The 25335-nt window shown below is 34.1% G+C and carries 22 protein-coding genes, 2 tRNA genes and 3 rRNA genes; 3 read left to right on the forward strand and 24 right to left on the reverse strand.

All coding sequences use genetic code 11. The annotated features are described in order from the left end of the window. Positions 1–27 precede the first annotated feature (27 nt). Genes CCORG_RS07270 through ccoN form a run of 5 tightly spaced genes read right to left on the reverse strand, consistent with a single transcriptional unit; the run spans position 28 to position 3515 of the window. Positions 28–273: a DUF4006 family protein gene (locus tag CCORG_RS07270; RefSeq protein WP_025802798.1), complete on the reverse strand. Its 246-nt coding sequence runs from the start codon at positions 271–273 to the stop codon at positions 28–30. A 3-nt stretch (positions 274–276) separates the two neighbouring features. Then, positions 277–1137: a c-type cytochrome gene (locus CCORG_RS07275; RefSeq protein ID WP_025802796.1), complete on the reverse strand. Its 861-nt coding sequence runs from the start codon at positions 1135–1137 to the stop codon at positions 277–279. Beyond that, the gene (locus tag CCORG_RS07280) at positions 1134–1361 is read right to left on the reverse strand and encodes a cytochrome c oxidase, cbb3-type, CcoQ subunit (RefSeq protein WP_025802794.1); all 228 of its coding nucleotides are present in this window, start codon (positions 1359–1361) and stop codon (positions 1134–1136) included. The genes CCORG_RS07275 and CCORG_RS07280 overlap by 4 nt, the downstream gene beginning before the upstream one ends. A gap of 9 nt (positions 1362–1370) precedes the next feature. Beyond that, on the reverse strand, positions 1371–2036 hold the full coding sequence (gene ccoO / locus CCORG_RS07285; protein WP_025802791.1) for a cytochrome-c oxidase, cbb3-type subunit II: 666 nt from the start codon (positions 2034–2036) through the stop codon (positions 1371–1373). A 12-nt stretch (positions 2037–2048) separates the two neighbouring features. Then, a complete protein-coding gene (ccoN, locus tag CCORG_RS07290; RefSeq protein ID WP_025802790.1) occupies positions 2049–3515 on the reverse strand; it encodes a cytochrome-c oxidase, cbb3-type subunit I in 1467 nt (488 codons plus the stop codon). Positions 3516–3762: 247 nt separating this feature from the next. Here ccoN and CCORG_RS07295 point away from each other — a divergent pair, with 247 nt between their 5' ends. From CCORG_RS07295 to CCORG_RS07305, 3 genes are read left to right on the forward strand one after another with little or no spacing between them, the layout of a single operon-like run. After that, positions 3763–4278 carry a S24 family peptidase gene (locus tag CCORG_RS07295; RefSeq protein WP_025802788.1) on the forward strand — a complete coding sequence of 172 codons (516 nt, stop codon included), beginning with the start codon at positions 3763–3765 and terminating at the stop codon, positions 4276–4278. After that, complete coding sequence (locus tag CCORG_RS07300; RefSeq protein WP_025802786.1) at positions 4269–4619, forward strand: hypothetical protein; 351 nt, start codon at positions 4269–4271, stop codon at positions 4617–4619. The genes CCORG_RS07295 and CCORG_RS07300 overlap by 10 nt, the downstream gene beginning before the upstream one ends. Positions 4620–4671: 52 nt before the next feature. Then, the gene (locus tag CCORG_RS07305; RefSeq protein WP_025802784.1) at positions 4672–5604 is read left to right on the forward strand and encodes a hypothetical protein; all 933 of its coding nucleotides are present in this window, start codon (positions 4672–4674) and stop codon (positions 5602–5604) included. A 122-nt stretch (positions 5605–5726) separates the two neighbouring features. On the opposite strand, the gene CCORG_RS07310 is transcribed toward CCORG_RS07305, so the two are convergent. From CCORG_RS07310 to yedF, 19 genes are all read right to left on the reverse strand, one after another. After that, positions 5727–6398 carry a response regulator transcription factor gene (locus CCORG_RS07310; RefSeq protein ID WP_025802782.1) on the reverse strand — a complete coding sequence of 224 codons (672 nt, stop codon included), beginning with the start codon at positions 6396–6398 and terminating at the stop codon, positions 5727–5729. Beyond that, positions 6395–7609: a PAS domain-containing sensor histidine kinase gene (locus CCORG_RS07315; protein WP_025802780.1), complete on the reverse strand. Its 1215-nt coding sequence runs from the start codon at positions 7607–7609 to the stop codon at positions 6395–6397. Before CCORG_RS07315 ends, CCORG_RS07310 begins: the two co-directional genes overlap by 4 nt. Before the next feature lie 97 nt (positions 7610–7706). Next, entirely contained in the window at positions 7707–8369 is a 663-nt protein-coding gene (locus tag CCORG_RS07320; RefSeq protein WP_025802778.1) for a sulfite exporter TauE/SafE family protein, read from the reverse strand. After that, positions 8366–8917 (reverse strand): DUF507 family protein, encoded by a 552-nt coding sequence (locus CCORG_RS07325; RefSeq protein ID WP_025802776.1) that lies wholly within the window; start codon positions 8915–8917, stop codon positions 8366–8368. Before CCORG_RS07325 ends, CCORG_RS07320 begins: the two co-directional genes overlap by 4 nt. An 11-nt stretch (positions 8918–8928) precedes the next feature. After that, positions 8929–10182: an adenylosuccinate synthase gene (locus CCORG_RS07330; RefSeq protein ID WP_025802774.1), complete on the reverse strand. Its 1254-nt coding sequence runs from the start codon at positions 10180–10182 to the stop codon at positions 8929–8931. Between the two features lies 1 nt (position 10183). Beyond that, positions 10184–11029 carry an ATP phosphoribosyltransferase regulatory subunit gene (locus CCORG_RS07335; RefSeq protein ID WP_025802773.1) on the reverse strand — a complete coding sequence of 282 codons (846 nt, stop codon included), beginning with the start codon at positions 11027–11029 and terminating at the stop codon, positions 10184–10186. Positions 11030–11073: 44 nt separating this feature from the next. Beyond that, positions 11074–12150, reverse strand: a complete 1077-nt coding sequence (locus tag CCORG_RS07340; RefSeq protein WP_025802772.1) for a sensor domain-containing diguanylate cyclase — start codon at positions 12148–12150, stop codon at positions 11074–11076. Between the two features lie 13 nt (positions 12151–12163). After that, positions 12164–12261, reverse strand: a tRNA-Sec gene (locus CCORG_RS07345). 75 nt (positions 12262–12336) lie between these two features. Further along, positions 12337–13059 carry an MlaA family lipoprotein gene (locus tag CCORG_RS07350; protein WP_025802770.1) on the reverse strand — a complete coding sequence of 241 codons (723 nt, stop codon included), beginning with the start codon at positions 13057–13059 and terminating at the stop codon, positions 12337–12339. Continuing rightward, a complete protein-coding gene (gene thiM, locus CCORG_RS07355; RefSeq protein ID WP_025802768.1) occupies positions 13056–13868 on the reverse strand; it encodes a hydroxyethylthiazole kinase in 813 nt (270 codons plus the stop codon). The genes CCORG_RS07350 and thiM overlap by 4 nt, the downstream gene beginning before the upstream one ends. Positions 13869–13911: 43 nt before the next feature. Beyond that, complete coding sequence (locus CCORG_RS07360; protein ID WP_172658570.1) at positions 13912–15021, reverse strand: glycosyltransferase; 1110 nt, start codon at positions 15019–15021, stop codon at positions 13912–13914. Positions 15022–15568: 547 nt separating this feature from the next. Continuing rightward, a 5S ribosomal RNA gene (gene rrf, locus CCORG_RS07365) occupies positions 15569–15686 on the reverse strand. A gap of 327 nt (positions 15687–16013) precedes the next feature. Further along, a 23S ribosomal RNA gene (locus CCORG_RS07370) occupies positions 16014–18907 on the reverse strand. A gap of 655 nt (positions 18908–19562) precedes the next feature. After that, a tRNA-Ala gene (locus tag CCORG_RS07375) sits at positions 19563–19638 on the reverse strand. Between the two features lie 202 nt (positions 19639–19840). Beyond that, positions 19841–21352 (reverse strand): 16S ribosomal RNA (locus CCORG_RS07380). Together the 16S, 23S and 5S rRNA genes with 1 tRNA gene alongside form the textbook arrangement of a ribosomal RNA operon. 503 nt (positions 21353–21855) lie before the next feature. Next, positions 21856–23028 (reverse strand): hypothetical protein, encoded by a 1173-nt coding sequence (locus CCORG_RS07385; protein ID WP_025801736.1) that lies wholly within the window; start codon positions 23026–23028, stop codon positions 21856–21858. A 16-nt stretch (positions 23029–23044) separates the two neighbouring features. Continuing rightward, positions 23045–23680, reverse strand: coding sequence for an NAD(P)H-dependent oxidoreductase (locus CCORG_RS07390; protein ID WP_051487241.1), 636 nt, complete (start codon positions 23678–23680; stop codon positions 23045–23047). Positions 23681–23719: 39 nt separating this feature from the next. After that, positions 23720–24739, reverse strand: a complete 1020-nt coding sequence (gene selD, locus CCORG_RS07395) for a selenide, water dikinase SelD (RefSeq protein ID WP_081755050.1) — start codon at positions 24737–24739, stop codon at positions 23720–23722. Beyond that, positions 24736–25329 (reverse strand): sulfurtransferase-like selenium metabolism protein YedF, encoded by a 594-nt coding sequence (gene yedF / locus CCORG_RS07400; protein WP_025801742.1) that lies wholly within the window; start codon positions 25327–25329, stop codon positions 24736–24738. The genes selD and yedF overlap by 4 nt, the downstream gene beginning before the upstream one ends. Positions 25330–25335 lie beyond the last annotated feature (6 nt).

Raw genomic sequence — 25335 nt, forward strand, 5'->3', positions numbered from 1 at the left:
ATAACCAAATCAAATGGACTTTTTGAACTAGCGTTTTTCGACATTTATCACCTCCTTAACTTTATTCATATCAGTCTTCATAGGAACAGAAGATAAATTCTCTCCTAAAGTATATGGCTCATCTGCAACTTTTTGTTGAGCTTTAATTCCCCATATAGTAAGACCAACAAGAATAGAGATTAGTAAAACTGTAGCTATAAGCATACCAGTTACACCATGAATGCTAAAAACATTTCTATTTTGGTTTAGTTCTTCTGTTTTAATCTCTTCCATACTCTACTCCTTTGAAAGTGATACAGCATACTCACCAACGGCTTGTTTTTGAATATCAGTTAGTCTGCTATCAGTAAATGCTGGCATATGGCCGATAAAGCCCTGTTTACCACGATTTAAAACATCAACTACAAAATCTGATGCACCATATTTTGTAAGGTCAGGTCCAAGCCCGTCCATACCTTTGCCATCTTCACCATGGCATGCTGCGCAAACCATCCACTCATCTTTACCTCTTGTAACAAGATCAGGTCTAGAGGTCTTGCCAATAGCTGAAATTTCTTTAGCCATATAAGCCGCTGCTGCTAGAGCTGCTTCACCTTCTAAGTTTTTAGCAGGCATCTCTCCTAGTGGGTAATCAAGTCCCTTTGAACCATCTGATATAGACTCTATTATACCTTCTTCACTACCCCATACAGTTAAATCTCTAGCTTTACCATTTAGTCCTGTACCAGAGATTCCATGACATGCTGAACACTGAGTTAGGAAAATTCCCTCGCCCATAGCAAGTAAAGTCTCTTTTGTAGGGTTATTAAAAGTTGTTTGAAATTTAGCATTATATGCTTTTACCTCATCGTTATACTCTCCAACTTGAGAGTAAGAGTTAAGTGGGTATCCAACTAAAAAGTACCAAATCGCCCACACGATAAGAATAACATAAACAATAGCCCATCCCGTTGGTATTGGGTTATTATACTCTTTAATTTCATCGTGATTAGCACCCTCTCTTAACTCTCCCTCGCTCTTTTTGGTCTTCATTTGCTTAACATAAATTCCAACCACAAAGATAGTAGCTCCCACCAAAACGATGGCAGCTAGGATACTAAGAAGGTTTACACTATCACTTAAGTTAAACCATTTCATTTTTTAAGCTCCTTATTATCATTTTCGCTAGGAGTTTTGGGCTCTAAGAGATTATCATCTATGCTGTCATTTAGAGCCAAATCTCCATATTTTTCATAATCTCTTCTACCAGTTTTTTCAGATTTTAAAAGATGGAAAAAATATGCATATAGTCCTACACAAAGCCCAACAATAAGCACAACATATGCATAAGCTTGAATCTCTCTTATAAGCTCCATACTCATCCTAGATCCTTATTTTAAGCTATTAAGATAAGCGATTAACGCTACTATCTCTTTTATTTCGCCATTTTCAAAGGCTTTTTTAACATCTTCACTCTTCATTCCCTCAACTATGGCTTTAGCCTCTTCCATGGCAGCAGCTTTCGCCTCTTCCCAAGAGCCAAGTTTTGGCATTCCTTCCTTATCATAAGGAACATTAAAAGCCTTTTTAACAGTTAAAGCCTCAGCATAACCTGTTTCAATATCAGCTGTTTTGTTGTACATATGAGGGTAAGCTGGCATAACTGAACCTGGCACAACCGACTCTGGATCTCTCATATGGTGATCATGCCAGTCTGTAGTTCTATAATTTCCTACTCTCATAAGATCAGGTCCAGTTCTTTTTGAACCCCAAAGAAATGGTCTATGATAAGCATACTCACCACTCTTTGAATACTCACCATATCTATCAGTTTCTGACTTAAATGGTCTAATCTGTTGAGAGTGGCAGGCATTACAGCTATTTGAGATGTAAATTTGCCTTCCTGTAAGCTCTAAAACCGTATATGGTCTTGTATCTTTTAGCGGTCTTGCACTATCAGCAAAGCTTGGTAGTATCTCAACTACTCCAGCATAAGCTATAACTATAAACAAAAATACTGCAAAAAAGAATGGATGTTTTTCTAACCATGCAAACATTTCGTCCTCCTTCTAAGCTGCCATAGGTGAAGCGTTTCTTGGCTCAGCGTCAAGAACTCTACCTGTTGTAAATGATTTATACATATTGTAAGCAAACATAATAAAGCCTACTAAATATAAAAATCCTCCAATAGCCCTTATCCAGTAGTATTTTATAAGAGCATTTACTGTATCCATAAATGTGTAAGCAAGACTTCCAAACTCATCAGTTGCTCTCCACATCATACCTTGAGTAATACCCGCTACCCACATAGATGTAAAGAACATCACTAGACCGATAGTTTGAATCCAAAATTGTGTCTCCATAAGCTTTTTAGAGTAAATTTCGCGTTTGAAAATTCTTGGAGTCATATGGTAAAGTGCTGCTATAGTCATAAATCCAACCCATCCTAAAGTTCCATCATGAACGTGTCCTGGTATCCAGTCTGTAAAGTGAGCTAAAGCGTTAACTGACTTAATAGAAAGAATTGGTCCTTCTAGGGTTGAGAACATATAAAACGTAGTTGCCCATATCATAAATTTGATTAATGGACTTTCTCTTAGTTGATTCCACTCACCTCTCATTGTAAGGAGCATATTAATACCCGATCCCCAAGATGGAAGTATGAGAACAACAGAGAAAACTGATCCCATTGTTTGAACCCAGTCAGGCACTGTAGAGTATATAAGGTGGTGACCACCAGCCCATAAATATACAAACATCAAACTCCAAAATGAGAATAGTGATAATTTATATGAAAAAACTGCTTGACCACTCTCTTTTGGCAAGAAGTAATAAACTTGAGCTAAAATTCCAACTGTAAAGACAAAAGCAACAGCATTATGCCCCCACCACCACTGAACCAAAGCATCATTTGTACCTGCATACATTGATACTGCATGCCACCAATCGCCCATTCCAGTAAGTAATCTCGTAGGAATTGCCATATTATTAAATAAATAAAGCATAGCAATACCTAAAAATGTCGCTATGTAATACCACAATGAAATATAAAGAGTTTTTTCTCTTCTTATACCGATAAGTCCAAATATACTAACGCCCCATAAAACCCACACTACAACTATAAGTATATCTATTGGCCACTGAAGTTCTGCATACTCTTTTGAACTTGTTATTCCCATTAAAAGAGTTACAACAGCCAACAAAACAGCTATGACATACAAAATAAAGTGAAGTTTTCCTATAGTCATAAGAAATTTACTCTCAGCCATTGATACTTTTAGAACTCTTTGCCCCACATAGTACCAGGTTGAGAAAATTCCACTTAGCATAAAGCCATAGACTACCGCATTTGTATGTAGCGGTCTAAGGCGACTAAAAGCAGAGTACTGACCAGCGATATAGTTTAGGTCAGGGTATGCAAGCTGAAAAGATATAATAACTCCAACAAGCATACCAATAACACCGAAAATAATCGTTGTAAATAAAAAGTACTTCGCTACCGTGTAATCGTAACTGATAACATTACCAGGTCGCATTACAACCTCCTAAGTTTAAATTTTGCTCTTACTAAAAAGTAATATGTTATTATAATGTCATTTTCCTAGATTTATTCTTAAAATATCAAAATTTTGTTAAAAATCTATTATTTTTTAAAACTTATCGCTTTTAATCCGTTGTAAATTAAAATTTATATCTTATGACATAAAGTATTGTTCTACTATACTCATTACTTTTAAGAAAAAATGGTGTATAATTCTTACACAAAATAAAAAAGGATTAGCTATGATAGGTGGTGGTTCAAATGTTATGCCCCAAAGCTCAAATTTAAAATGCGTTCCTATCGTAGGAGAGGCTAGTTGTGGACTTCCTATCTTAAATTCATATCAAGATGATGAAGTAGTCTACATTAGTGAAAATGACTATAAAAAAGGGCTTTATGCCGTTATAGCAAGTGGCGATAGTATGACTCCTGAGATAAATGATAGCGATAGAGTTGTGTGCGACCCAACAGCAGAGATTATAAGTGGAGATTTGGTGCATTATAAATTTTACAACGATAGTGCTATTAAAGTCTATTTTAGAGATGAAAATAAAGGCATAACTCAATTTATACCCTATAATAACACAGCTGATTTTAAAACAGTTACTGTGCTAGATGATGATAAAGAGATGCTAGAAAACCTTACTATAGCTAAGGTTGTTCACATTACTAGAGTTATTGATGATGGCAGGAAGCAAAGATTAAGATTATTAGGGAAATGTAATTTTAAAAGGAGTAGAAATAGCAATTGGCAATAAAAGCTTTTATTTTATATATTTTTTGTGTATTTGCATTGTTTACCTTTAAGGATTTTAACTTAACAATTGAACAGATTATTTCTTTAGCGTTTCTTGCTTGGAGTTTTTTATTGTTTATGTTTTTATTTTTGTCTAGACTTATTAAGTATATTTTTCCATTTTTTATAGGCAATAAAGTAACAGATGCTGATATCATATCTGCCAAAATTAAAATATCAAATTTAGATAAGCAGATACAATTATTAGAAGAAAAGATAGAAAACATTGACCCAGTAGTTTTAACATTTATTGATAAAGAAAAACAGAAAACAGAAAACAGAAAAAGATTTGGCAGACTATAAAAGAAGAAAATATTTTGCTAAAAAGAAACATAAAAAAAGGTGGTAAAATAATATGGCTTCAAAACGACATGTTTATAGAAATTTGCTAAAAACCATTAACGAAAAAAAAGATAAAATAAGTGAACTTCAAGAAAAGCTGGACTCTAGCTGCAAACACTCTATAAAAGGAGCTTTTTATAAACCATATCTCTGCTTAGAGTGTGCCAAAAAATTTGTAAGTTTTTGTAAAGAAAACAACTATAACTTAGATGTTTGTTTATACCGTGATGCAATTGACTCCATAGCTCAAGATGAAAAGATTAAAGCAGAAGCGGAGTCTAAAAAAGCATATGAAGCAGAATTAGAGCGAATTAATAAAATAACCAAATATATGGCTTATAAGGAAAATCAATGGAATAATTGGCTCAATATTTATAAAAACAAACAAAACCTAAGTTATGATGAAATAGGAAAAAGGTATGAAAGGTATGTTGGTTGGTATTTTGAGTGGGTTGATATGCCTAGAAAAAAAGTAACCTACAGAGGTATCCTTGAAGGTAAAAACGACTTAGGTGTTGACTTGGTAGTAGAGCCTAGTTACGATAAAGCAATATTAGTTCAATGCAAAATGTGGAATCAAGAAAAAGATATGAGATATGATATTTTAGCAAAACTACATATGGCTAGAGACCTATATAGACAGCAATACCCACATAAAAAAGAGATTAAACTAATGCTGATTATCCAAAATGATAATCTAGATGAAAAAAGTAGAGAAATTTGTAAAAGGCTGAGAATTGAATACAACCCAAACATAAAATATAATGATGAATATCCTATGGTAAAATGTAATCTTGAAAGTAAAATTTATCATCTTCCAGATGACCCTCTTTATGATAAAATACATATGCACAAAAGTACCAGAAAATATGTAGCAACAATAAAAGAAGCTGAGGCACTAGGGTGCAGAAGACAAGAAGCAAGTATGCCAAATTTTATGAAATAACCATAAATAAACTTAATCATTAAGAAATTTTAAAATTTAGCCCTTACTATACAATAGCTTTTAACACCCTTTTATGTTTCTATAAAAATAGAATTTATAAATAATTATCACTATAGAGCTTTTTAAAATTCTATCTTATACCCAAGACCTGGAACATTTTTTATGGTTTCATTTCCGATCTTATCTCTAACTCTTTTTACAAAAGTTCTAATTGCAGTATCGTTTACATGCTCACCCAACCAAACATGCTTTTTTATATCTTCATGAAGCACTAAAGTGCCAATTCTTTCGACTAAAAGCATTACAAAAGCAAGCTCTTTTTTGGTCAAGGCTATCATTTCATCATTTTTATAAAGAGCTTTTGTTGAGAGATTAAATTTAAATCCATCTCCAAATTCCACATCATTTAAGGCATTTATCTTTCGTTTAGCAAGCTCGGCAATGGAAGCTAAAAGCTCATCCATATCAATCGGCTTTAAAAGATACTTATCCACACCAACGTCTATAGCTTTTAAGAGTTTTTCTTTTTCACTAAATGCACTTAAAACGATAATAGGCGTAGAACTTGAAATTTCTTTTATAGCTTTAGTCATATCAAGACCGTCCATTATAGGCATTGAGATATCAGTTACGACAATGTGCGGGGTGTATTTCTTAAATTTCTTAACACCCTCACTGCCGTGCTGAGCTGTTATAATCTCACCAAAAGAGCTCTCAAGTGCTTCAGCCATTGAATCTCTAATGTTTTTCTCATCTTCAACAATCATTACTTTTAAATTTTTCAACTCACTCATTCCTTCTCCTTTTTAGGTATTGTAATATCAAATTTGACTCCATCTTCAAAATTTTTAGCCACTATGCTTCCTTTTAAATTCTCTATTATCATTTTACAAATATATAGTCCAAGCCCAGTTCCGCTACTTTTATGCTTAGTAGTAAAATATGGCTCGAAAATTTTATCTAGTATTTTAGAACTTATTGCATTTCCTTTGTTGCAAACCGAAAAATATACATATGATAAGTCCTGCTTTGCTGAAATTTTAATCCACTTCTCATCCAAATCACTCATAGCATCTTTTGCGTTTGTTATAAGGTTCATCAAAACCTGAAAAAACTCGCTTTTAATGCCATAAATCTTAAGATCATCATCGATATCCAAATCAAGGTCAATTCGCTCTTTTTGGATAGTTGACTTTAACATAGCTATGGTTTCCTCGGCAACTTCTTTTACATTGAAATAGTTTTTTTCCTTGTCGGAGCGGAAGAAATTTCTAAAATCATCTATGGTATTTGACATATTTTTTATCAAAATTTTAGCATGTTCATAAATTTCAAGAAATTTATCCTCATCTTTGGCACTTTGCTTCATTTTAAATAGATCAATGCTTAGTTCACTTAAAGGCTGTCTCCATTGATGAGCAATATTTCCTATCATTTCACCCATACTAGCAAGCTTTGCTTGTTGGGCTAAAAGGCGGTTTTTCTCTTCATTTTTAGCTATCTCTTCAGCTACTCTTGCCTCAAGTCCTGAGTTTAACTCTTTTAGCTCTCTAGTTTGCTCAGCGACCTTTTTTTCAAGAGATAAATTTAGCTCTTTTAGCTCATTTTTAGTCTGAGTAAGACGCTCATTTAAACTAATAACTTCGGTTATATCATATCTTAAAGCAACAAATTCCTCTATATCGCCGCTCTCATCAAGAATAGGAATTATAGTTGCGTTTAGATAAAAAGTAGAACCATCTTTAGCTCTATTTTTAACAATTCCTTTATAAACTTTTTTACTTAAAATAGTACTCCATAAATTCTCAAATACCTTTGGGCTAACATCTGGATGACGAACGATGTTGTGTGGTTGACCAAGAAGTTCGTCTCTTGTGTATTTGCTAATGTTACAAAATTCATCATTTACAAAAGTTATAGTGCCGTTAATGTCTGTTTTTGAGACTATATTACTTGCATCGATAGCATCTTGATACTGCTTCAAACGGCTTTGACTTCTATCCACCATATTCCTTTATAAAATATTTTCGTATAAATATAGTAAAATATCGCTTTAAAAAAGATAAAAAAGTAACAAATTCTAAAAATTATAATAAATTTAGTTATTTTATAGCCAAAAATCCACCATACATGCTATAAATTCCATACGCCATAACGATAATTGCTGATACAAAAAGCATGGTTTTTTGAAATTTAGAGTTTAAAAAATTTGAGATAAAAGATAAAAAAAGAAGTGATGGCAAAGTAGAAATTCCAAAAAGAGTCATTATTATAACCCCTTTTATCACGCTACCACTTAACATAGCCATAGCTATAAATGTATAAACTAGCCCACACGGTATAAGTCCATTTAAAAACCCAAGCGCTCCAAAAGCTATAAGAGAGTCTTTGGCGGCTAGATTTCTAAAAGGTTTTGCTATAAATTTGCTCCAAATTTTATCATTTTCTAAAAATTTTAAAATTTCTCCCCTTTTTATAAGAGCGTAGCCGATAAAAACTAAAAAAACGCCTATAAAAAAGTGAAAATACCCCATAAATTTAGATGTGATTGTAAACAAATAGCCAAAATATCCAGCGATTAAACCTAAAATAGCATAAGCAAAAACGCGTGAAATTTGATAGACAAAAGAGTAGATGAAGGCTAGTTTTTTTGTTTTAGAATTTAACTTTGCGCTATAAGCTACAACAAAGCCACCACACATTGCAATGCAGTGGCTAAGACTTAGCATAAAAGCCATAGGCACAACAGCTAAAATTTCACTCAATACGCCCCTCTTTTTCTAAGTTCATCTTGATACATTTTCTCAAATACCAAATCATACTCATCAGTTCCTGGTATGAGTTTTCTAGTGCCATTTGCTATTTTATCAGCTACTATATCCTCTATCTCTTCAAAATTCTTAAGATAATCAGCAATTGCTTGATATATAATATTTTTGGCTCTATTTTCTGAAACGCTATAATCAATTAGATTTTTCTTCCAAGCAAGTTCTAGTATAGCGTGAGATAAAGCGTTATATCTATCTTCGTGGCTTAAAATAAAACCACTCTCTTCAGCTAAACGCCTTTTAACCATCCAAAATATATTTCGCCTATCAACACCAAGGCTTTCCATATCATCTTCATTTTCTTCTAAAAGTTCATTTGTTCTCTCGTCCAAAGCTCTTTCTTCTTGAGCATTTTCTAAAAGTACACTATTTGCAACATCAGCAACACTTTCTATACCACCGCTAAATTTAATAAAGCCAGAATTTAGCATATCAATAGCGATTTTTCTTGCTACATAAGGTATGTGTGGATTTTTTATACGCATTGGCTCTCCTTTTATCTTACAATAGTATCTTTTCTATCAGGTCCTGTTGAGACGATTTTGATTTTTACTTTAGTTAATTCTTCTAAACGGTTTATATATCTTTTAGCATTATTTGGTAAATTCTCAAATTCTCTAACTCCTATAACGCTATCCCAGCCATCTATCTCTTCATAAATTGGAGTTACACCATCTAAATTTGTAGGAAAATCATCAGTTATCTCGCCATTTTTTAACTTATAAGAAGTGCAAATCTTAATCTTTTCAAATCCATCTAAAACATCAAGCTTCATTAAAGCAAACTCATCTATGCCATTTAGTCTTGCTGCATATCTTACAGCAACCGCATCAAACCAACCGCATCTTCTTTTTCTACCTGTTGTTGTGCCAAATTCTTTTCCAACTTGACACATCTTCTCACCATCTTCACCTAAATCTTCAGTTACAAATGGTCCATGACCAACTCTTGTAGAGTATGCTTTTAAAATTCCTATAACATTTCCAACTGATTTTGGATTTAACCCTACACCAACTAAAGCCCCAGCAGATATGGTATTTGAGCTTGTTACAAATGGATAAGTCCCATGGTCAATATCTAGCATAGTTCCTTGAGCACCTTCTAAGAGTACTTTTTTATCACTATCCATTGCATCCCAGATCATATGAGTTGTATCAGCTATAAAGCTACCCAGTTTTTCTTTATAAAATTTAGTTTTTTCTAAGATTTCATCTCTGCTTGGAATTTTGATACCCAAAGTTTTTAAAAACTCACTTTTTGATTTTAAGCTTTCTAAAATCTCATCAGCTAATTTTTCAGGATCTAAAATTTCACCAACTCTATGACCAGTTCTACTTATCTTATCAGCATAGCTAGGTCCGATACCTTTTCCTGTGGTACCTATGGCGTTATCACCTTTTGCTTTTTCGTTTGCTTGGTCTATCAAGGCGTGATACTCTAAGTTAAGGTGAGCTTTATCACTTATAAAAAATCTTCCACTTACATCACCAAAATTTGAAAGCTCTTCTATAAGCACATCTGGATTTACTACAACTCCATTTCCTATGATATTTATTATGTTTTTATGTAAAATTCCACTTGGTATTAGGTGAAGTGCGTATTTTTTACCATCTACGATAACTGTATGACCAGCGTTGTGTCCGCCTGCACTTCTACAAACAAGATCGTATTTACTTGATAACATATCAACTATTTTGCCTTTGCCTTCATCGCCCCACTGGCTTCCTACTACTATATCAACTCTTCTCATCTTATCCTCTTTTTTCTAAAATTTTCTCAATTACTGCATCGCTCATTATAGCAAAACCACTTGATTTTAACGCATCTATCTCATAATCCCCACCGCTGCACAAAATATCATTTTTATCTATAAATCTAAAAAATAGTCCATCATAATATCTCATTTTTGAGTAGTATAACGGCGATAAACATACCATATCTCGCCCCTTTGCAAGAGCGGCTAAACTATCAAGCATAGGCTTTAAAGGCTGTGGAACTAAAGCTTTTACCCTTTCTAAATCGCTAGTATCACTAAGCCAAAGAAGTGCGTTTAACCACTCTAAATTTAGCTTAGTGAGTGCATTTATATCGCCCTTTTCAAAAACAGATATAGGTAGGTTTAAAATTTCACAAACCTTGTGTGGAATTTCTATATTACTTATTTGAATACTAGCTTTTAAGTTAAATTTAGCAAAAATTTCACTAACAACATCAAGACATTTACTTAAATTTTGCTCTCCTATAAGCTCAGCACCTATTTGATACTGCTCCTTACTTGGGTACCTAAATATAGGTTGGATATAAAAAATACGGTTTAAATTCTCACTTTTTAAACGTTTAAGTATTATTCTAGCTACATCTACTGTGCTATCAGCTCTTAGTGCAAGGTCATTATTTAAGCTATCTTTAAAACTTAAAATTTGATCTTTTTTTACACTTAAATGTTGATGATATGAAAAATAAGGTGTAACTATCTCATCAAAACCACTTTTTAAAAGAGTGCTAGCTGCTAAATTTTCAAGTTCTCTTTTAAGTTTTGCACTTTTGCCAAAGTAAAGCTTTGAACCATTAGGGATTTCATGATCTAAGTTATGCATCTACGCCTCCAAATTTTTAAAACATAAGGATACCAAAATTTTCCTTACTTGTTGTTAAACCCTATATCTTTATAGATCATAAAATTACCCTTGCCTTGAAGCTTTGCCATATACATAGCTCTATCTGCTCTTTTTAAAAGCTCTTTAAAGCCAATATTATTTTCTGCTGAGTATATAGCAACTCCGATACTTAAAGATGTACCGATTTGTAAATTATTTGCTATATCAAATTTAGTTTTTCCAACATTTAAAATTTCTAAAATCTTTCTTTCAAGCTGGATATCATCTCTGATATTTGATAAAACGATTCCAAACTCATCACCTGAAAATCTAGCAAATATATCATTTTTGCTAAGAGAAGTTTTTATCTTAAAAGATATAAGCTTTAAAAACTCATCGCCAATGGCATGACCATATGTATCATTCAAACTTTTAAAATCATCAAAATCAATAAACAAAAGTGCCATTTTTTTGCCATACTGCATCTTTGTTTTATTCATCTCATTTGTAAGTAAGCTCTCAAAATGCCTTCTATTTGGTAGTTTTGTAAGAGCATCATAGTAGGCTATCTCTTCTAGATTTTTTATACGCTTTGTATACTCCTTAAGTGGATAAAAAATACCAAGATATTTTTTTGGCTTACAGGTTAACTCTTTTAGTGTTAAAATTTGTAAAATTTCACTACCACTACTATCTAGTGATATAAACTCTCCTTGCCAAAAACCAACTCTTCTTAGTTCTTTATATATTATCTCTTCTAGCGGCATTGGTTTATCTTTAAAGATAACTTTTTCACCTAGAATTGTCTCTTTTTTGTAGTTTGTTGATTTTAAAAAAACTTCATTTATATGTGTTACTTTGCCATCTTTATCTGTTATAAAAATCGCATCGTGAGAGTAGTTAAAAATAGCATCTAGAAGCCTTATAGGAAATAAACTTTGATAAAATTTTATAATATACAATAGCAACAGTAGTGCCAAAAGTATATATATAAAAACAAGTTTTTGTGAAATAAAATAATTCTCATAAGATGAGATAACGAAAACTATCAAAATAATAAGCAAAACAGATACTACTAGATAGGCTATGCTTTTAAATATAAAAGATCTATATAAATTCAAGGCGTGCTCCATATGGCGAGAGAGTGAAGGAATCGAACCTCCCACGAAACGGTCAACCGCTCCAACATCGGATTTGAAGTCCGTGAACGCCACCAGGTCGTTATACTCTCCATTTAAATATAAAATAATATTATACTAAATTTATCCATAAATTTAGATAAATTTAGTATTTTAAAGGCACTAAATTTACTCTCTTATAGCTTTTTGTCTTTGCAAGTAGTACATATCTCTTGAAAAGGCATAAGGATCATTTTTGAGTTTTAAGGCGTTGTAGGGATCAAGCTGTGTTGAAAACTCATTTAGTTTTTTGCCACCACCTACGCCATATCTTGTAGGATCATCATTAATATAACCTATTGGATTTGCAAAATAGTCACCAACAAGCCCTAAACTATCTCTAAAATTAGAGTGCCCTAAAATCGGCCAAACAATGTGCGGTCCACTAGAAATTCCCCAAACCCCTAAAGTTTGACCAAAATCTTCACTGTATCTTGGCATATTAAAATGCAAACTTGCTGCATCACTAAAGCCAGCAAAACCAAGCGTTGTATTTATTAAAAAACGCTTTGTCTCGCCCCATGAGCCATTTAAATCTCCTTGTAAAAGATTGTTTAAAAGCCTTACTGGATATAAAAGATTATCAAAAAAATTTAAAAAAGCTCCTTGAATAGGATCTGGCACAACATAATCATATCCAAAAGCTATAGGGTAAAAAAGATAGTCATAAAACGCGCCATTTACTGCAGTAATGACGCGGTTATACTCTTCAAATGGATCATAAACTTCTATGTTTTGGTTAATTTCATGGTCTGTTTTATTAGTGTAAAGCATAATATCTGTAGTAGCATCAATAATATCTGCATTTAAAATTCCAAAAAATAGAGCTAAACTTACAATAACTCTTTTCACTCAATCTCCTCAAATTTTGCTAAATCTTCGATCTTATCATCGCTCATTTTATAAATTTCATCTATTAAGTTTTGCTTAAATGTCATATTTCCTACTTTGGTAAGGACGTTTTTTTGTTTAGCCAAATCACCTGCTACACCATTACAGCAAACCGCCATCAAAGCAGCTTTAAGTGGCATATCTTTATTTGCACAAACAAATGCAGCTATAAGACCAGCTAAGATACAACCACTTCCTGAAAACTCTGCCATCATAGAGTTGCCGTTTTTACAAATATAAGTTGTATTCTCATCTGAGATGATGTCCGTTTGACCAGTTATAACAATAATAGCGCCTGTTTTAGTGGCTAAATTTCTAGCTATGAAAGCTATATTTTCTAAGCTCTCATCTTTATCTTTATCGCTTATATCAACGCCTTTTGAGCTACTTTTAAGATCATTTAAAAATTTAATCTCAGATAAATTTCCTTTTATCACACTAAATCTAAACTCTTTTAAAAGCTCTTTTGCAACACTACTTCTAAATTTACTAACTGAAGCGCCAACTGGGTCAAGAACGGTTATTTTATCATCTAAATTTGCCTGTTTAAGTGAAGCTTTCATAGATTTAACGGTTCTTTCATTTAGTGTTCCAAGATTGATAACCAAAGCATCGCTTATCTTAGTTATTTCAGCTACTTCATTTATATCATCAGCCATGATAGGGCTTGCACCACAAGCAATAATCGCGTTTGCAACATCATTTACAGTAACATAATTTGTTATGCAGTGAATAAGTGGATTTTTAGCTCTTAAATTTTGAACAAACATAATACATCCTTAAAAAGGTAAATTCTAGCTAAATTTAGTAAATTTAAAGCCTTGCCTGGCTCATTATAGTCTCATAGCTTTTAATAAAATCAAAATTTACAGAGTTAACTAAAGCTCCTTTCTTAAGGCTTTCTAGCTTTTTTTGATCATTTAAAATATCTAAAATTTTATCTTTCCATAGCCTACTGTCTGCTTTTAAAATATACCCACTTTTGCCATCTACTACCAAATTTTTTGGACCACCTTTATCGCTTACGATTGCTGGGATTCCTGAACTTTGAGCCTCCATAACAACTTGACCTAGCGTGTCAGTTGTAGATGGAAAAAGAAATATATCACTGCTTGCATAAATTTTAGAAAGCTCTTTTCCAACTTTTGCCCCCAGCAAATAGATGCCATCTTTTTCTAAAATATCTTTTTTATCCATAAAATTTCCCTCTCCACAACATAAAAGCAAAGTATCAGGATGCTTTTTATGAATATCTTTCCAAATCTCAAGAAGCAGATCAAAATTTTTCTCAACACTAAGTCTTCCAACATATAAAGCTTTAAATTTACTCGGATAAAAGCTATCATCTTTAAAATCTGGACTAAAATTTTTTCTATTAATGCCACTTGGAAGAGTTTTTATTTTATTAGGATTTAGCTTAATAACCTCTATAAGGTTTTTTCTATACTCCTTACTTCTTGTAAAAACAATATCAAATTTGCTATAAAATGCTCTCATAAACCAGATGCTAATCTTTTCAATAATCTTGCTTTTTGTATTATCATAAAGATAAGCTGGAAAATCAGTGTGATAGATAGAGAGTTTTTTGATATTTTTATTTTTTCTAGTTAAAAATAGTGCTAAAAGCCCAAAAAATCCAGGTGTAGAGACAATGATAGCTTTTGGGTTTAACTTATTATATGCATCTTTTACAGCACTAAATTTAGGAAAAACTAGTCTCATATGTTTGTAAAACGGCATACTTATTTCAAATAATGGCTTGGCATTTACCACATTCCCCTTATCAGGAAAATTCCTAAAAGAGCTTGATGATATAGCATAAAAACCATCATCTTTACCATAATCAGCCATATCTTGAATAAATCTACTAACTCCATTTAAATCTTGGATTGTATCTGTAAATAAAACTACCCTATCACCCATAACAGCTCCTAAAATTTAAAAAATTATAGCATATTATTATTTTAATATGGATACTAAAATTTAAAGGTGGTGTTAAATTCCAAGTACTACAAAAGCAAATTTAACCACTAAAATAAAGTTAAAGTAGTTTTTTGAGTTAAAAGATTTATAAGTATTGATTTAAAATAATAATACCAGTTAGTTCATATTGGTATTGAATTAAATTCTTAACTTCCTAGATAGGATTTAAAAACTTAAAAAACAGTATTAAACCAACAAAGATTTACAAGTATTAATTTAAAGCGGTAAAAGCTATAAGATTTATTCTACTAGGCTATACACCAAATTTACTTAATTATCCTAATATATTAAAGCAAATTTAAACTATCATAAGATTTAAAAATAGTATAGCTTTATAAACTTATATAAGTTAAAATAGCTTAATTCTACAAACAAACATTCTCTATAAGACTTGTTACAACTAGTAAATAGGTAAGATTATATTTTATTATGTTATTTTTATTAAGGGGTGTTGGTTTTAATGAATTTTAGTAATGTATAATAACGAAGTCCGCAAAGACCTACTTTCCCACATCTCAGTAAGAGAGAGTATCATCAGCGATGAGTTGCTTAGCTTCTTGGTTCGGGATGGGTCAAGGCGTTTCCAACTCTCTATAATCACGGACAATCGTTAAATTAAAGATCTAAGATATAAACTCTACAGTCTAAAAATAAAACTGTAGTCAAATCTCTAATTTAACGATTGGAGTTGTTAAAAGTCAAAAGTTTTATTTTATAAAACTATTTTACTTTGGATAAAGATTTATCCTTAACAAGGAAGTAATGCTTAAAACTATATGATATTTATAATCTCATAATAGCTATTTTTTTAACTATTTTTGATTTTAGGCTAGGAAGGTGAGTAAAATACAAGGGAGCTACCTTATAGGTAGTGACCACAGTGTTTTACGAAACCTGACAACACATAAAACAAAAAGAGTAAAAAATAAAAATAAGATAAGCAAACGAGCTATTAGTACTGGTCAGCTAAATGACTTACATCACTTACACACCCAGCCTATCAAACTAGTAGTCTACTAGAGCTCTTAAAAGAAGATTAATCTTGGAGTTGGCTTCGAGCTTAGATGCTTTCAGCTCTTATCACATCCCAACTTAGCTACTCTGCGATGCTCTTGGCAGAACAACAGATACACCAGTGGTTGGTTCAACCCGGTCCTCTCGTACTAGGGTCAACTCTCCTCAATCTTCTTACGCCCACGGCAGATAGGGACCGAACTGTCTCACGACGTTCTGAACCCAGCTCGCGTACCGCTTTAAATGGCGAACAGCCATACCCTTGGGACCTGCTCCAGCCCCAGGATGCGATGAGCCGACATCGAGGTGCCAAACCTCCCCGTCGATGTGAGCTCTTGGGGGAGATCAGCCTGTTATCCCCGGGGTACCTTTTATCCTTTGAGCGATGGCCCTTCCACACAGAACCACCGGATCACTAAGACCGACTTTCGTCTCTGCTTGGCTTGTTGGCCTCGCAGTTAAGCTAGTTTATGCCTTTATACTCTACAAACGATTTCCAACCGTTTTGAACTAACCTTTGTAAGCCTCCGTTATTATTTGGGAGGCGACCGCCCCAGTCAAACTACCCACCAGACATTGTCCTACATATGGATAACATATGCTAGTTAGCTACCCGAATAAAGAAGAGTGGTATCTCAACAATGGCTCATAATAAACTGGCGTCTATTAATCAAAGCCTCCCACCTATCCTGCACATCTTTATCCAAGTAGCAGTGTCAAGCTATAGTAAAGGTCCACGGGGTCTTTCCGTCTTGCCGCGGGTAGGAGGAATTTTCACCTCCACTACAATTTCACTGGATCCCTCTTTGAGACAGCTCCCATCTCGTTACGCCATTCATGCAGGTCGGTATTTAACCGACAAGGAATTTCGCTACCTTAGGACCGTTATAGTTACGGCCGCCGTTTACTCGGGCTTCGATCAAGAGCTTCGCTAATGCTAACCCCATCAATTAACCTTCGAGCACCGGGCAGGCGTCACACCCTATACATCCACTTACGTGTTAGCAGAGTGCTGTGTTTTTGGTAAACAGTCGGGAGGGACTCTTTGTTGTAACCTCTAGGGCTTGCACCCTGGTAGGCACACCTTATACCGAAGATACGGTGCTATTTTGCAGAGTTCCTTAAAGAGAGTTCTTCCACGCGCCTTAGAATACTCATCCCACCCACCTGTGTCGGTTTACGGTACGGGCAATTATTACTAAACTTAGAAACTTTTCTTGGCTCGACAGTATCATGGGTTCTTCTCGCTCTCCGAAGAGTTTGAAAAGCCTTTAAAGTTTCGGATAAAGAGTTACGGATTTGCCTATAACTCAACCTACACTCTTAGACTAACTATTCCATCAGTTAGCCCCACTAACTCTAAGCGTCCTTCCATCGCACATAATAATTGGTATTGGAATATTAACCAATTTTCCATCGCATACCCCTTTCGGACTTTGCTTAGGACCCGACTAACCCTACGATGACGAGCATCGCGTAGGAAACCTTGGGTTTTCGGCGATCAGGATTCTCACCTGATTTAACGCTACTCATGCCTGCATGCTCACTTGTATTTGCTCCAACGCTCCTTACCGGTACATCTTCAACGCTAAATACAACGCTCTCCTACCACTTAGTAAAACTAAGTCTACGACTTCGGTACTTATTTTAGCCCCGTTATATTTTCCGCGCAAAATCACTAGACCAGTGAGCTATTACGCTATCTTTAAAGGATGGCTGCTTCTAAGCCAACCTCCTGGTTGTTTAAGTAACTTCACATCGTTTTCCACTTAAATAAGATTTTGGGACCTTAGTCGGTAGTCTGGGTTGTTCCCCTCTTGACGACGGATTTTATCACTCGCCGCCTGACTGCTATGATTACACTATAGGTATTCGGAGTTTGATAGGGTTTGGTACATTGGTGTATGCCCTAGCCCATTCAGTGCTCTACCCCCTATAGTTACTACATAACGCTATACCTCAATATATTTCGGAGAGAACCAGCTATCACGAAGTTTGATTGGCCTTTCACCCCTATCCACAAGTCATCCCAAGACTTTTCAACGTCAGCGGGTTCGGTCCTCCGCCGGCTCTTACACCGGTTTCAACCTGCTCATGGATAGATCACTTCGTTTCGGGTCTGCAATATCTGACTAAACGCCCTATTAAGACTTGCTTTCGCTACGGCTCCGGATTTCCTTAACCTTGCCAGATATCACAACTCGCAGGCTCATTATGCAAAAGGCAGTCCATCACACGTCATAAAGAATCGTGCTCTGAATGATTGTAAGCCAATGGTTTCAGGTTCTATTTCACTCCGCTCACCGCGGTTCTTTTCACCTTTCCCTCACGGTACTTGTACACTATCGGTTTGGTAGTAGTATTTAGGGTTGGAAAGTGGTCTTCCCAGCTTCAAACAAGGTTTCACGTGCCTCGTTCTACTCAGGATACTGCTAAGTAAAAAAGAGTTTTCATATACGGGAGTATCACCCTCTATGCTTAAACTTTCCAGATTATTCTATTAACTCTTTTTAGTCTTTATTGCAGTCCTACAACCCCACTAGTAAACTAGTGGTTTGCCCTATTACGCGTTCGCTCGCCGCTACTAGCGTAATCTCTATTGATTTCTTTTCCTGTGGGTACTAAGATGTTTCAATTCCCCACGTTTGCTCCATAACAATGGTAGTATATATCACTATATACTGGGTTGCCCCATTCGGAAATTCCCAGATCAAAGCTTCTTGACAGCTCCCTGAGACTTATCGCAGTCTAGTACGTCCTTCATCGCCTCTACCAACCAAGGCATCCGCCATTGGCTCTTAGTAGCTTACCTTTTTTAACTTCGCAGAGTAGCAAAGCTACTCTTTGCGACAAGGAGTGTAAACACTCCCTTGACCCACCTAAATCTAAATTAAGGTAGATTTACTATGTCGCTTACGAAGTATTAGAATCATTTTATTATGTTGATATTCTAATTCGCATTACTTCCTTGTTAAAGATAAAGTTAAATTTATAAAGATTTGAAATTTAATGATTTATACTATATAGTTCTTATAGATCATATTATAGTGTATCTATTATTACATAGTATCTTTAAATTATATCTTTATGTTTAAATTTAAAACTACTGAAGTTTTAAATATGCTTTATAATATTTAAACTAACTATTTAAGACGGAAAGAGATTAATGATGATATAAAGATAAGTTTTAACTCTTTATATATCCGTGATTCAATCTTTAACAAATAGATCTTGATAACAGTTAAAATCTATATGTTTGCTTTTATAATAGTTAGATTAAAGCTTTAACAAGTTCCTGTAAAATTGTTTTATTTTATAAAACTTGTTTGTGACTTTTAACAATTGTACTTTAAAGATCGTTTAGGTAAAGACCTAATCTTAAAATTTGGGTAAATTTTAAGATTAAATCTCTACTATTTAGTATTAAACTATAAATTTAAGACAAGCTATTAACTCAATTATTTTAATGGTGGAGAATAACGGGATCGAACCGATGACCTCCTGCGTGCAAGGCAGGCGCTCTCCCAGCTGAGCTAATTCCCCATCTTTATATATTTTTTTACATTTACAATACAGATATATCTTAATTTCATAAATGCTACTGGTTTAGTATTTATATCTATTTTTTAAGAAATTAGACAATAACCTTAGTCAACCTTTAAAATCTAAATAAGCTTTCAATTGATCATTTAATTGTAACTTTCTTATAGATATCTTGTGAGAGAGTATCTATATTGTACTCTAGAAAGGAGGTGATCCAACCGCAGGTTCTCCTACGGTTACCTTGTTACGACTTCACCCCAGTCGCTGATTCCACTGTGGAAGGTAGCTAATTTAGCATCCCTGCTTCGAGTGAAATCAACTCCCATGGTGTGACGGGCGGTGAGTACAAGACCCGGGAACGTATTCACCGTAGCATGGCTGATCTACGATTACTAGCGATTCCGGCTTCATGGGGTCGAGTTGCAGACCCCAATCCGAACTGGGACATATTTTATAGATTTGCTCCATCTTACGATATTGCGTCTTACTGTATATGCCATTGTAGCACGTGTGTCGCCCCGGACATAAGGGCCATGATGACTTGACGTCGTCCACACCTTCCTCCTACTTGCGTAGGCAGTCTGTTTAGAGAACTCAGCCGAACTGTTAGCAACTAAACACGTGGGTTGCGCTCGTTGCGGGACTTAACCCAACATCTCACGACACGAGCTGACGACAGCCGTGCAGCACCTGTCTTAACATTTCTGCAAGCAGACACTCTTCCATCTCTGGATGATTTGTTAGATATCAAGTCCGGGTAAGGTTCTTCGCGTATCTTCGAATTAAACCACATGCTCCACCGCTTGTGCGGGTCCCCGTCTATTCCTTTGAGTTTTAATCTTGCGACCGTACTCCCCAGGCGGTATACTTAATGCGTTAGCTGCATTACTGCTTTGACTTGCAAAGCAACAACTAGTATACATCGTTTAGGGCGTGGACTACCAGGGTATCTAATCCTGTTTGCTACCCACGCTTTCACGCCTCAGCGTCAGTTAGGTTCTAGTAGATCGCCTTCGCAATAAGTATTCCTCTTAACCTCTACGGATTTTACCCCTACGCTAAGAATTCCATCTACCTCTCCCCTACTCTAGACTACCAGTTTCCTGTGCAGTTTAATGGTTAAGCCATTAGATTTCACACAAGACTTGATAATCCGCCTACGCGTCCTTTACGCCCAGTGATTCCGAGTAACGCTTGCACCCCCCGTATTACCGCGGCTGCTGGCACGGAGTTAGCCGGTGCTTATTCGTTAGGTACCGTCATTATTCTTTCCTAACAAAAGGAGTTTACGCTCCGAAAAGTGTCATCCTCCACGCGGTATTGCTGCGTCAGGGTTTCCCCCATTGCGCAATATTCCTTACTGCTGCCTCCCGTAGGAGTTTGGACCGTGTCTCAGTTCCAATGTGACTGATCATCCTCTCAGACCAGTTACGCGTCATAGCCTTGGTAAGCCATTACCTTACCAACTAGCTGATACGATATAGTCTCATCTTACACCGAAAAAACTTTCCCAACTTAACTTATGATAAGTTGGAGTATAGAGTATTAGCAGTCATTTCTAACTGTTGTTCTCTAGTGTAAGGCAGATTAACTATATATTACTCACCCGTGCGCCACTAATTCATCCTAGCAAGCTAGGACTTCATCGTTCGACTTGCATGTATTAGGCATACCGCCAGCGTTCACTCTGAGCCAGGATCAAACTCTCCATAAAAATATGAAACTTTAGTATTTTTATATTACTATTATGGTATATAAAAACTAAAGAGTGTTTGTTTTTATTTAAGTTTAATCTTTAAAACTTTAATAGCTTAAATCTACTATGGAATTTATAGTAAAAATAAGATTTTAAAATATTTATTAATTTATAATTTTACTCTTAATTGATATAGTAAGTTAATTACTTGCTTATATCTAAGGTTCTCCATATTTTATATAGATATCTTAAAGTTATCTATATACGATAGAAAAGACTATAAAGAGTATATAAATAAATGGCTCAATCGATCACTTATTTAGATTTCAAAGATTGACTTTGATTTATAGTTTAACATTATTAAATTTAAAAAACATACTTTTATAAAAAGACTGTTTAACTTAGCTTGATAAAATTATTATTTAAGCTCTTTAAAAAGGCTTCCTTTAAAAGCGAAATGAAATTATACAAGAGTAAAGCTTAAATATAGCTGAAAGTTGGGGAGAAATTTCAAGGGGTTTTTAGAATTTGTTATTTGGGTGGTTGTTACTAGTTTGATTTTGCTCTTTTGTATATACACTAACATTAGAACTTCTGTTTCTATCTAAAATTTCACTAAAAATATTATAAGTTTTTGCTGTATTTAAGGTATTATTATGTGTTAAAAAATTTATAACTCCACTTTTCAAAGCATTTTGGCTATCTAACTCATCTATTTTTAACCCAATATTTTCTAAACTTTTAGCATATTTAGTATCTTTTATTAGGCTGTTTAAATTTATTTGAGTATTGATGATTATGTTATTATCTAAAGTTTTTATATTTAAAGTTGCTTTATTGCCATCACTAATTAAAATTCCACTACTAAAAAGTAGCTTCTCTACTGTAGTATCGCCTTTTGTAAAAAGCATTAAATACTCCTTATCAAAAGAGATATCTAAATCAGCATATATAGCCTTCGTAAGATCGCCACTGTAGTTATCCACGCCAAATCTACCGCTTATCAAAACCTCTCTATTGTGGATATCGCTAAAGCTAATATTTGAAACTTCTACCTTTAAATTTTGTGATAAAATTTCATATAATCCTCTTAAATTTAGCTCTTTTTTTATGAAATCTTTATCTAAATTTAAAATTTTAACATCAAATTTCAGATTTGAAAATTTATATATCTGCTTTAAAAAATCAAAAACCAACTCTGAAATTCCGCCATCTAAACTAAGGTTTATAAAATTTTCATCTGTTTTAAAACCAATATCTGTGTTTATATTTTCAAGTCGTGCTAAAAAAGAGCTTCCCTTTTTTACATAATTTTTAATTTTTATATTTATTATCTCATCTAAAGTTAGACTAAACCCGCCGATATTTCCATTTATTTTGCTACTTTCAACTCTTATAGTTTTAGGTTTAGCATATTCATAATTTGCCCAAAACATAGGGTAATAAAACAGGTAATCACCATCTAAATTTAACCTAAAACTTGGAAGTTGTGTATCTATGTAGGTGTTTTTTCCTAATTCAAAAATATTATATTTAACCTTGATATCATCATCAAGATAATCACTACTAAGCACTAAAGTAGTAGCGTTAAAATCAACATTTAAAACGCTACTTTTAAAGCTTTCTAAAGCTATGTCGCTAGCTAATGAAAACCTAAAAAATAGCAAAGTTGTGATTAAAAAGAGTTTTTTCATACTAAGCTTTTATGGATCAATGGATAACTTTTAGTATCTCATCTACACTTCTTCTTATCTTTAAACTTTGTTCATTAAGCCTATATCCAAACGATAATATTACTGCAATACGGCGTTTTTGCGAATCATTTGTAAGAATTGCATCTAGATTTTTTTCGCTAAACCAACCTTCCATCGGACAACTATCTATACCCAAAACTGCTGCCATACTCATCATATTTTGCACAGCTAAAAAGGTTTGAGCCTTACTCCACGCAAAAATTTCAAGATCGCTAAGCCCAACATTATTTCTAATAAAATTTTCTATTTTTTCTATATAGGTAGCGTGCTGATTGCTATTTTTATCAGTTCGTCTTGAAACCATATCCTTAATATATTCACTGCCTGGATAAAGATCAGAAATTTTAGCAAAAACAACCAAAAGATGCGATGCGGTAGTGATTTGTGCCTGATCCCAGCACTCTTTTTTAAGCCTTTGTTTTAGTTCAGTATTTTTTACTAAAAGAAAATCCCATGGCTCTAAACCAAGTGAACTTGGACTAAGCCTACCAGCTTCTATAATCTTAGAAAAATTTTCATCACTTATCTTTAACTTATCATCAAAAATTTTACAAGCATGACGAAATTTAAGACTATCTTCAAAACTCATCATTTTAGCTCCTTGTCATAATTTAGCTTATAATATCCAAATTTATATATAAATTTCAAATTCTCCTCTTTGTATAACCTCACCGATTATGGCGGCTTTTTCATAACCTAAATTTTGTAGATTTTTAAGGGCTTTTGGGGCATCTTTTTCTAGGATTGCTACCAAAAGTCCGCCGCTTGTTTGAGGATCTGTAAGTAAAATGTCTGGTTTTTTGTTTAAAAATTTGCTAACAAATTCTAAATTTCTATATCCACCAGCTGGTATAAGACCAAGATCTCTAAATTTAGCAGCAAAACTCATAAAAGGAATTTTCAAGCTATCAAATTTAAGTGAAATTTGAGAATTTAACATCTCACTAGCGTGTCCTAAAAGCCCAAAACCAGTAATGTCGGTTGCCGCGTGCACGCTTAAATCTTTAAGAGCTTCTACTGCGTAAAAATTTAGCTGACTCATGTAAAATACAGTCTCTTTTATCTGAGCTATACTAGCAAAATCTCCCTTTATAGCCGTGCTTGCAACACCGCTTCCAAGGGGCTTTGTAAGGATTAAGACATCTCCAACTTTTGCTGTATTATTAGACCAAAATTTAGTAGGATTTACTAAACCAGTTACGCTTAAACCATAATACATCTCAGGAGTTTCTATCGTGTGTCCGCCAGTCATTATCCCGCCACACTCTTTTACTTTACTTTTTCCACCCCTTAAAATTTCGCTCATTATCTCGCTACCAAAATGGCAACTATCAAAGCCCATGATGTTAAGGGCTGTGATGACTTTTGCCCCCATAGCAAACACATCACTTAAAGAATTTGCAGCTGCAATCTGCCCAAAAATAAATGGATCATTTACAACTGGAGTTATAAAGTCTAGAGTCTGAACTAAAGCAGTATCAGATGAAATTTGATAAACGCTAGCATCTTCATTGCTATTTATGCTTGAGATTAAACTCGGGCTACTTTCCAAGATACCGCCTAATGCATTGTCTAAACCCTCCGGGCTTACTTTAGCAGCTCAGCCCGCAGCTTTTACAAATTTCGTAAGACTAAAATCTTTATATATCAAAGTGAAATAACCTCAAATTTAGTCAAATTTTCCATTATTTCTAAAGCATTTGTCATCTTTCCAATGCTAAGTTTATCTACTAATTTATAGCTTTCAAGACAACTTCCGCATGTAAAAATTTCAATTCCTTTATCTTCTAGCTCTTTTAAAACCGCATAACATGGATGACTTCTATCTGTTGTCATCTTAACGCCGTTATTTACAATGAAAATTTTAGTTGGTTTATTTGGTAAATTTGAAATAGATCCTAGAAATTTTGCAAGCAAACTAGGGCCAACTTCGCCACTTCCAGCTCTATCATCATTTAGATATAAAATTTTAGTAGCATTTGTTGGAAGTCCACAATTATAAACAGATAAATCTTGCTCTTGTATATCTTTGTTTTTTGTAATTTTAAAAAGCACTTCTTTGCCATTTCTGCTCATCTCAAAAGGCACATCATTTGTCTTTAAAAAACGGCTAATATTTTCTTGCGGTGGAAGTGTATTTACAACAGCTTCAAAGCTTTCGCCGATTTTAATAGAGTTAAGTTTTTCTTTGACTTTAATAATTGGCTCTGGACACTCCAAATCTCGTAAATCTAGCTTCATAACATA

The sequence above is a fragment of the Campylobacter corcagiensis genome (genome assembly GCF_013201645.1).
Taxonomy (GTDB): domain Bacteria; phylum Campylobacterota; class Campylobacteria; order Campylobacterales; family Campylobacteraceae; genus Campylobacter_B; species Campylobacter_B corcagiensis.

Coding starts and splice junctions, on each gene's coding strand:
- CCORG_RS07325 (WP_025802776.1), bottom strand. CDS start 8,917: ATGCGTATAAAAAATCCACACATACCTTATGTAGCAAGAAAAATCGCT.
- CCORG_RS07280 (WP_025802794.1), bottom strand. CDS start 1,361: ATGAGTATGGAGCTTATAAGAGAGATTCAAGCTTATGCATATGTTGTG.
- ccoN (WP_025802790.1), bottom strand. CDS start 3,515: ATGCGACCTGGTAATGTTATCAGTTACGATTACACGGTAGCGAAGTAC.
- CCORG_RS07330 (WP_025802774.1), bottom strand. CDS start 10,182: ATGAGAAGAGTTGATATAGTAGTAGGAAGCCAGTGGGGCGATGAAGGC.
- yedF (WP_025801742.1), bottom strand. CDS start 25,329: ATGAAGCTAGATTTACGAGATTTGGAGTGTCCAGAGCCAATTATTAAA.
- CCORG_RS07270 (WP_025802798.1), bottom strand. CDS start 273: ATGGAAGAGATTAAAACAGAAGAACTAAACCAAAATAGAAATGTTTTT.
- ccoO (WP_025802791.1), bottom strand. CDS start 2,036: ATGTTTGCATGGTTAGAAAAACATCCATTCTTTTTTGCAGTATTTTTG.
- CCORG_RS07305 (WP_025802784.1), top strand. CDS start 4,672: ATGGCTTCAAAACGACATGTTTATAGAAATTTGCTAAAAACCATTAAC.
- thiM (WP_025802768.1), bottom strand. CDS start 13,868: ATGTTTGTTCAAAATTTAAGAGCTAAAAATCCACTTATTCACTGCATA.
- CCORG_RS07295 (WP_025802788.1), top strand. CDS start 3,763: ATGATAGGTGGTGGTTCAAATGTTATGCCCCAAAGCTCAAATTTAAAA.
- CCORG_RS07335 (WP_025802773.1), bottom strand. CDS start 11,029: ATGCATAACTTAGATCATGAAATCCCTAATGGTTCAAAGCTTTACTTT.
- CCORG_RS07390 (WP_051487241.1), bottom strand. CDS start 23,680: ATGATGAGTTTTGAAGATAGTCTTAAATTTCGTCATGCTTGTAAAATT.
- CCORG_RS07275 (WP_025802796.1), bottom strand. CDS start 1,137: ATGAAATGGTTTAACTTAAGTGATAGTGTAAACCTTCTTAGTATCCTA.
- CCORG_RS07360 (WP_172658570.1), bottom strand. CDS start 15,021: ATGGGTGATAGGGTAGTTTTATTTACAGATACAATCCAAGATTTAAAT.
- CCORG_RS07310 (WP_025802782.1), bottom strand. CDS start 6,398: ATGAGTGAGTTGAAAAATTTAAAAGTAATGATTGTTGAAGATGAGAAA.
- CCORG_RS07385 (WP_025801736.1), bottom strand. CDS start 23,028: ATGAAAAAACTCTTTTTAATCACAACTTTGCTATTTTTTAGGTTTTCA.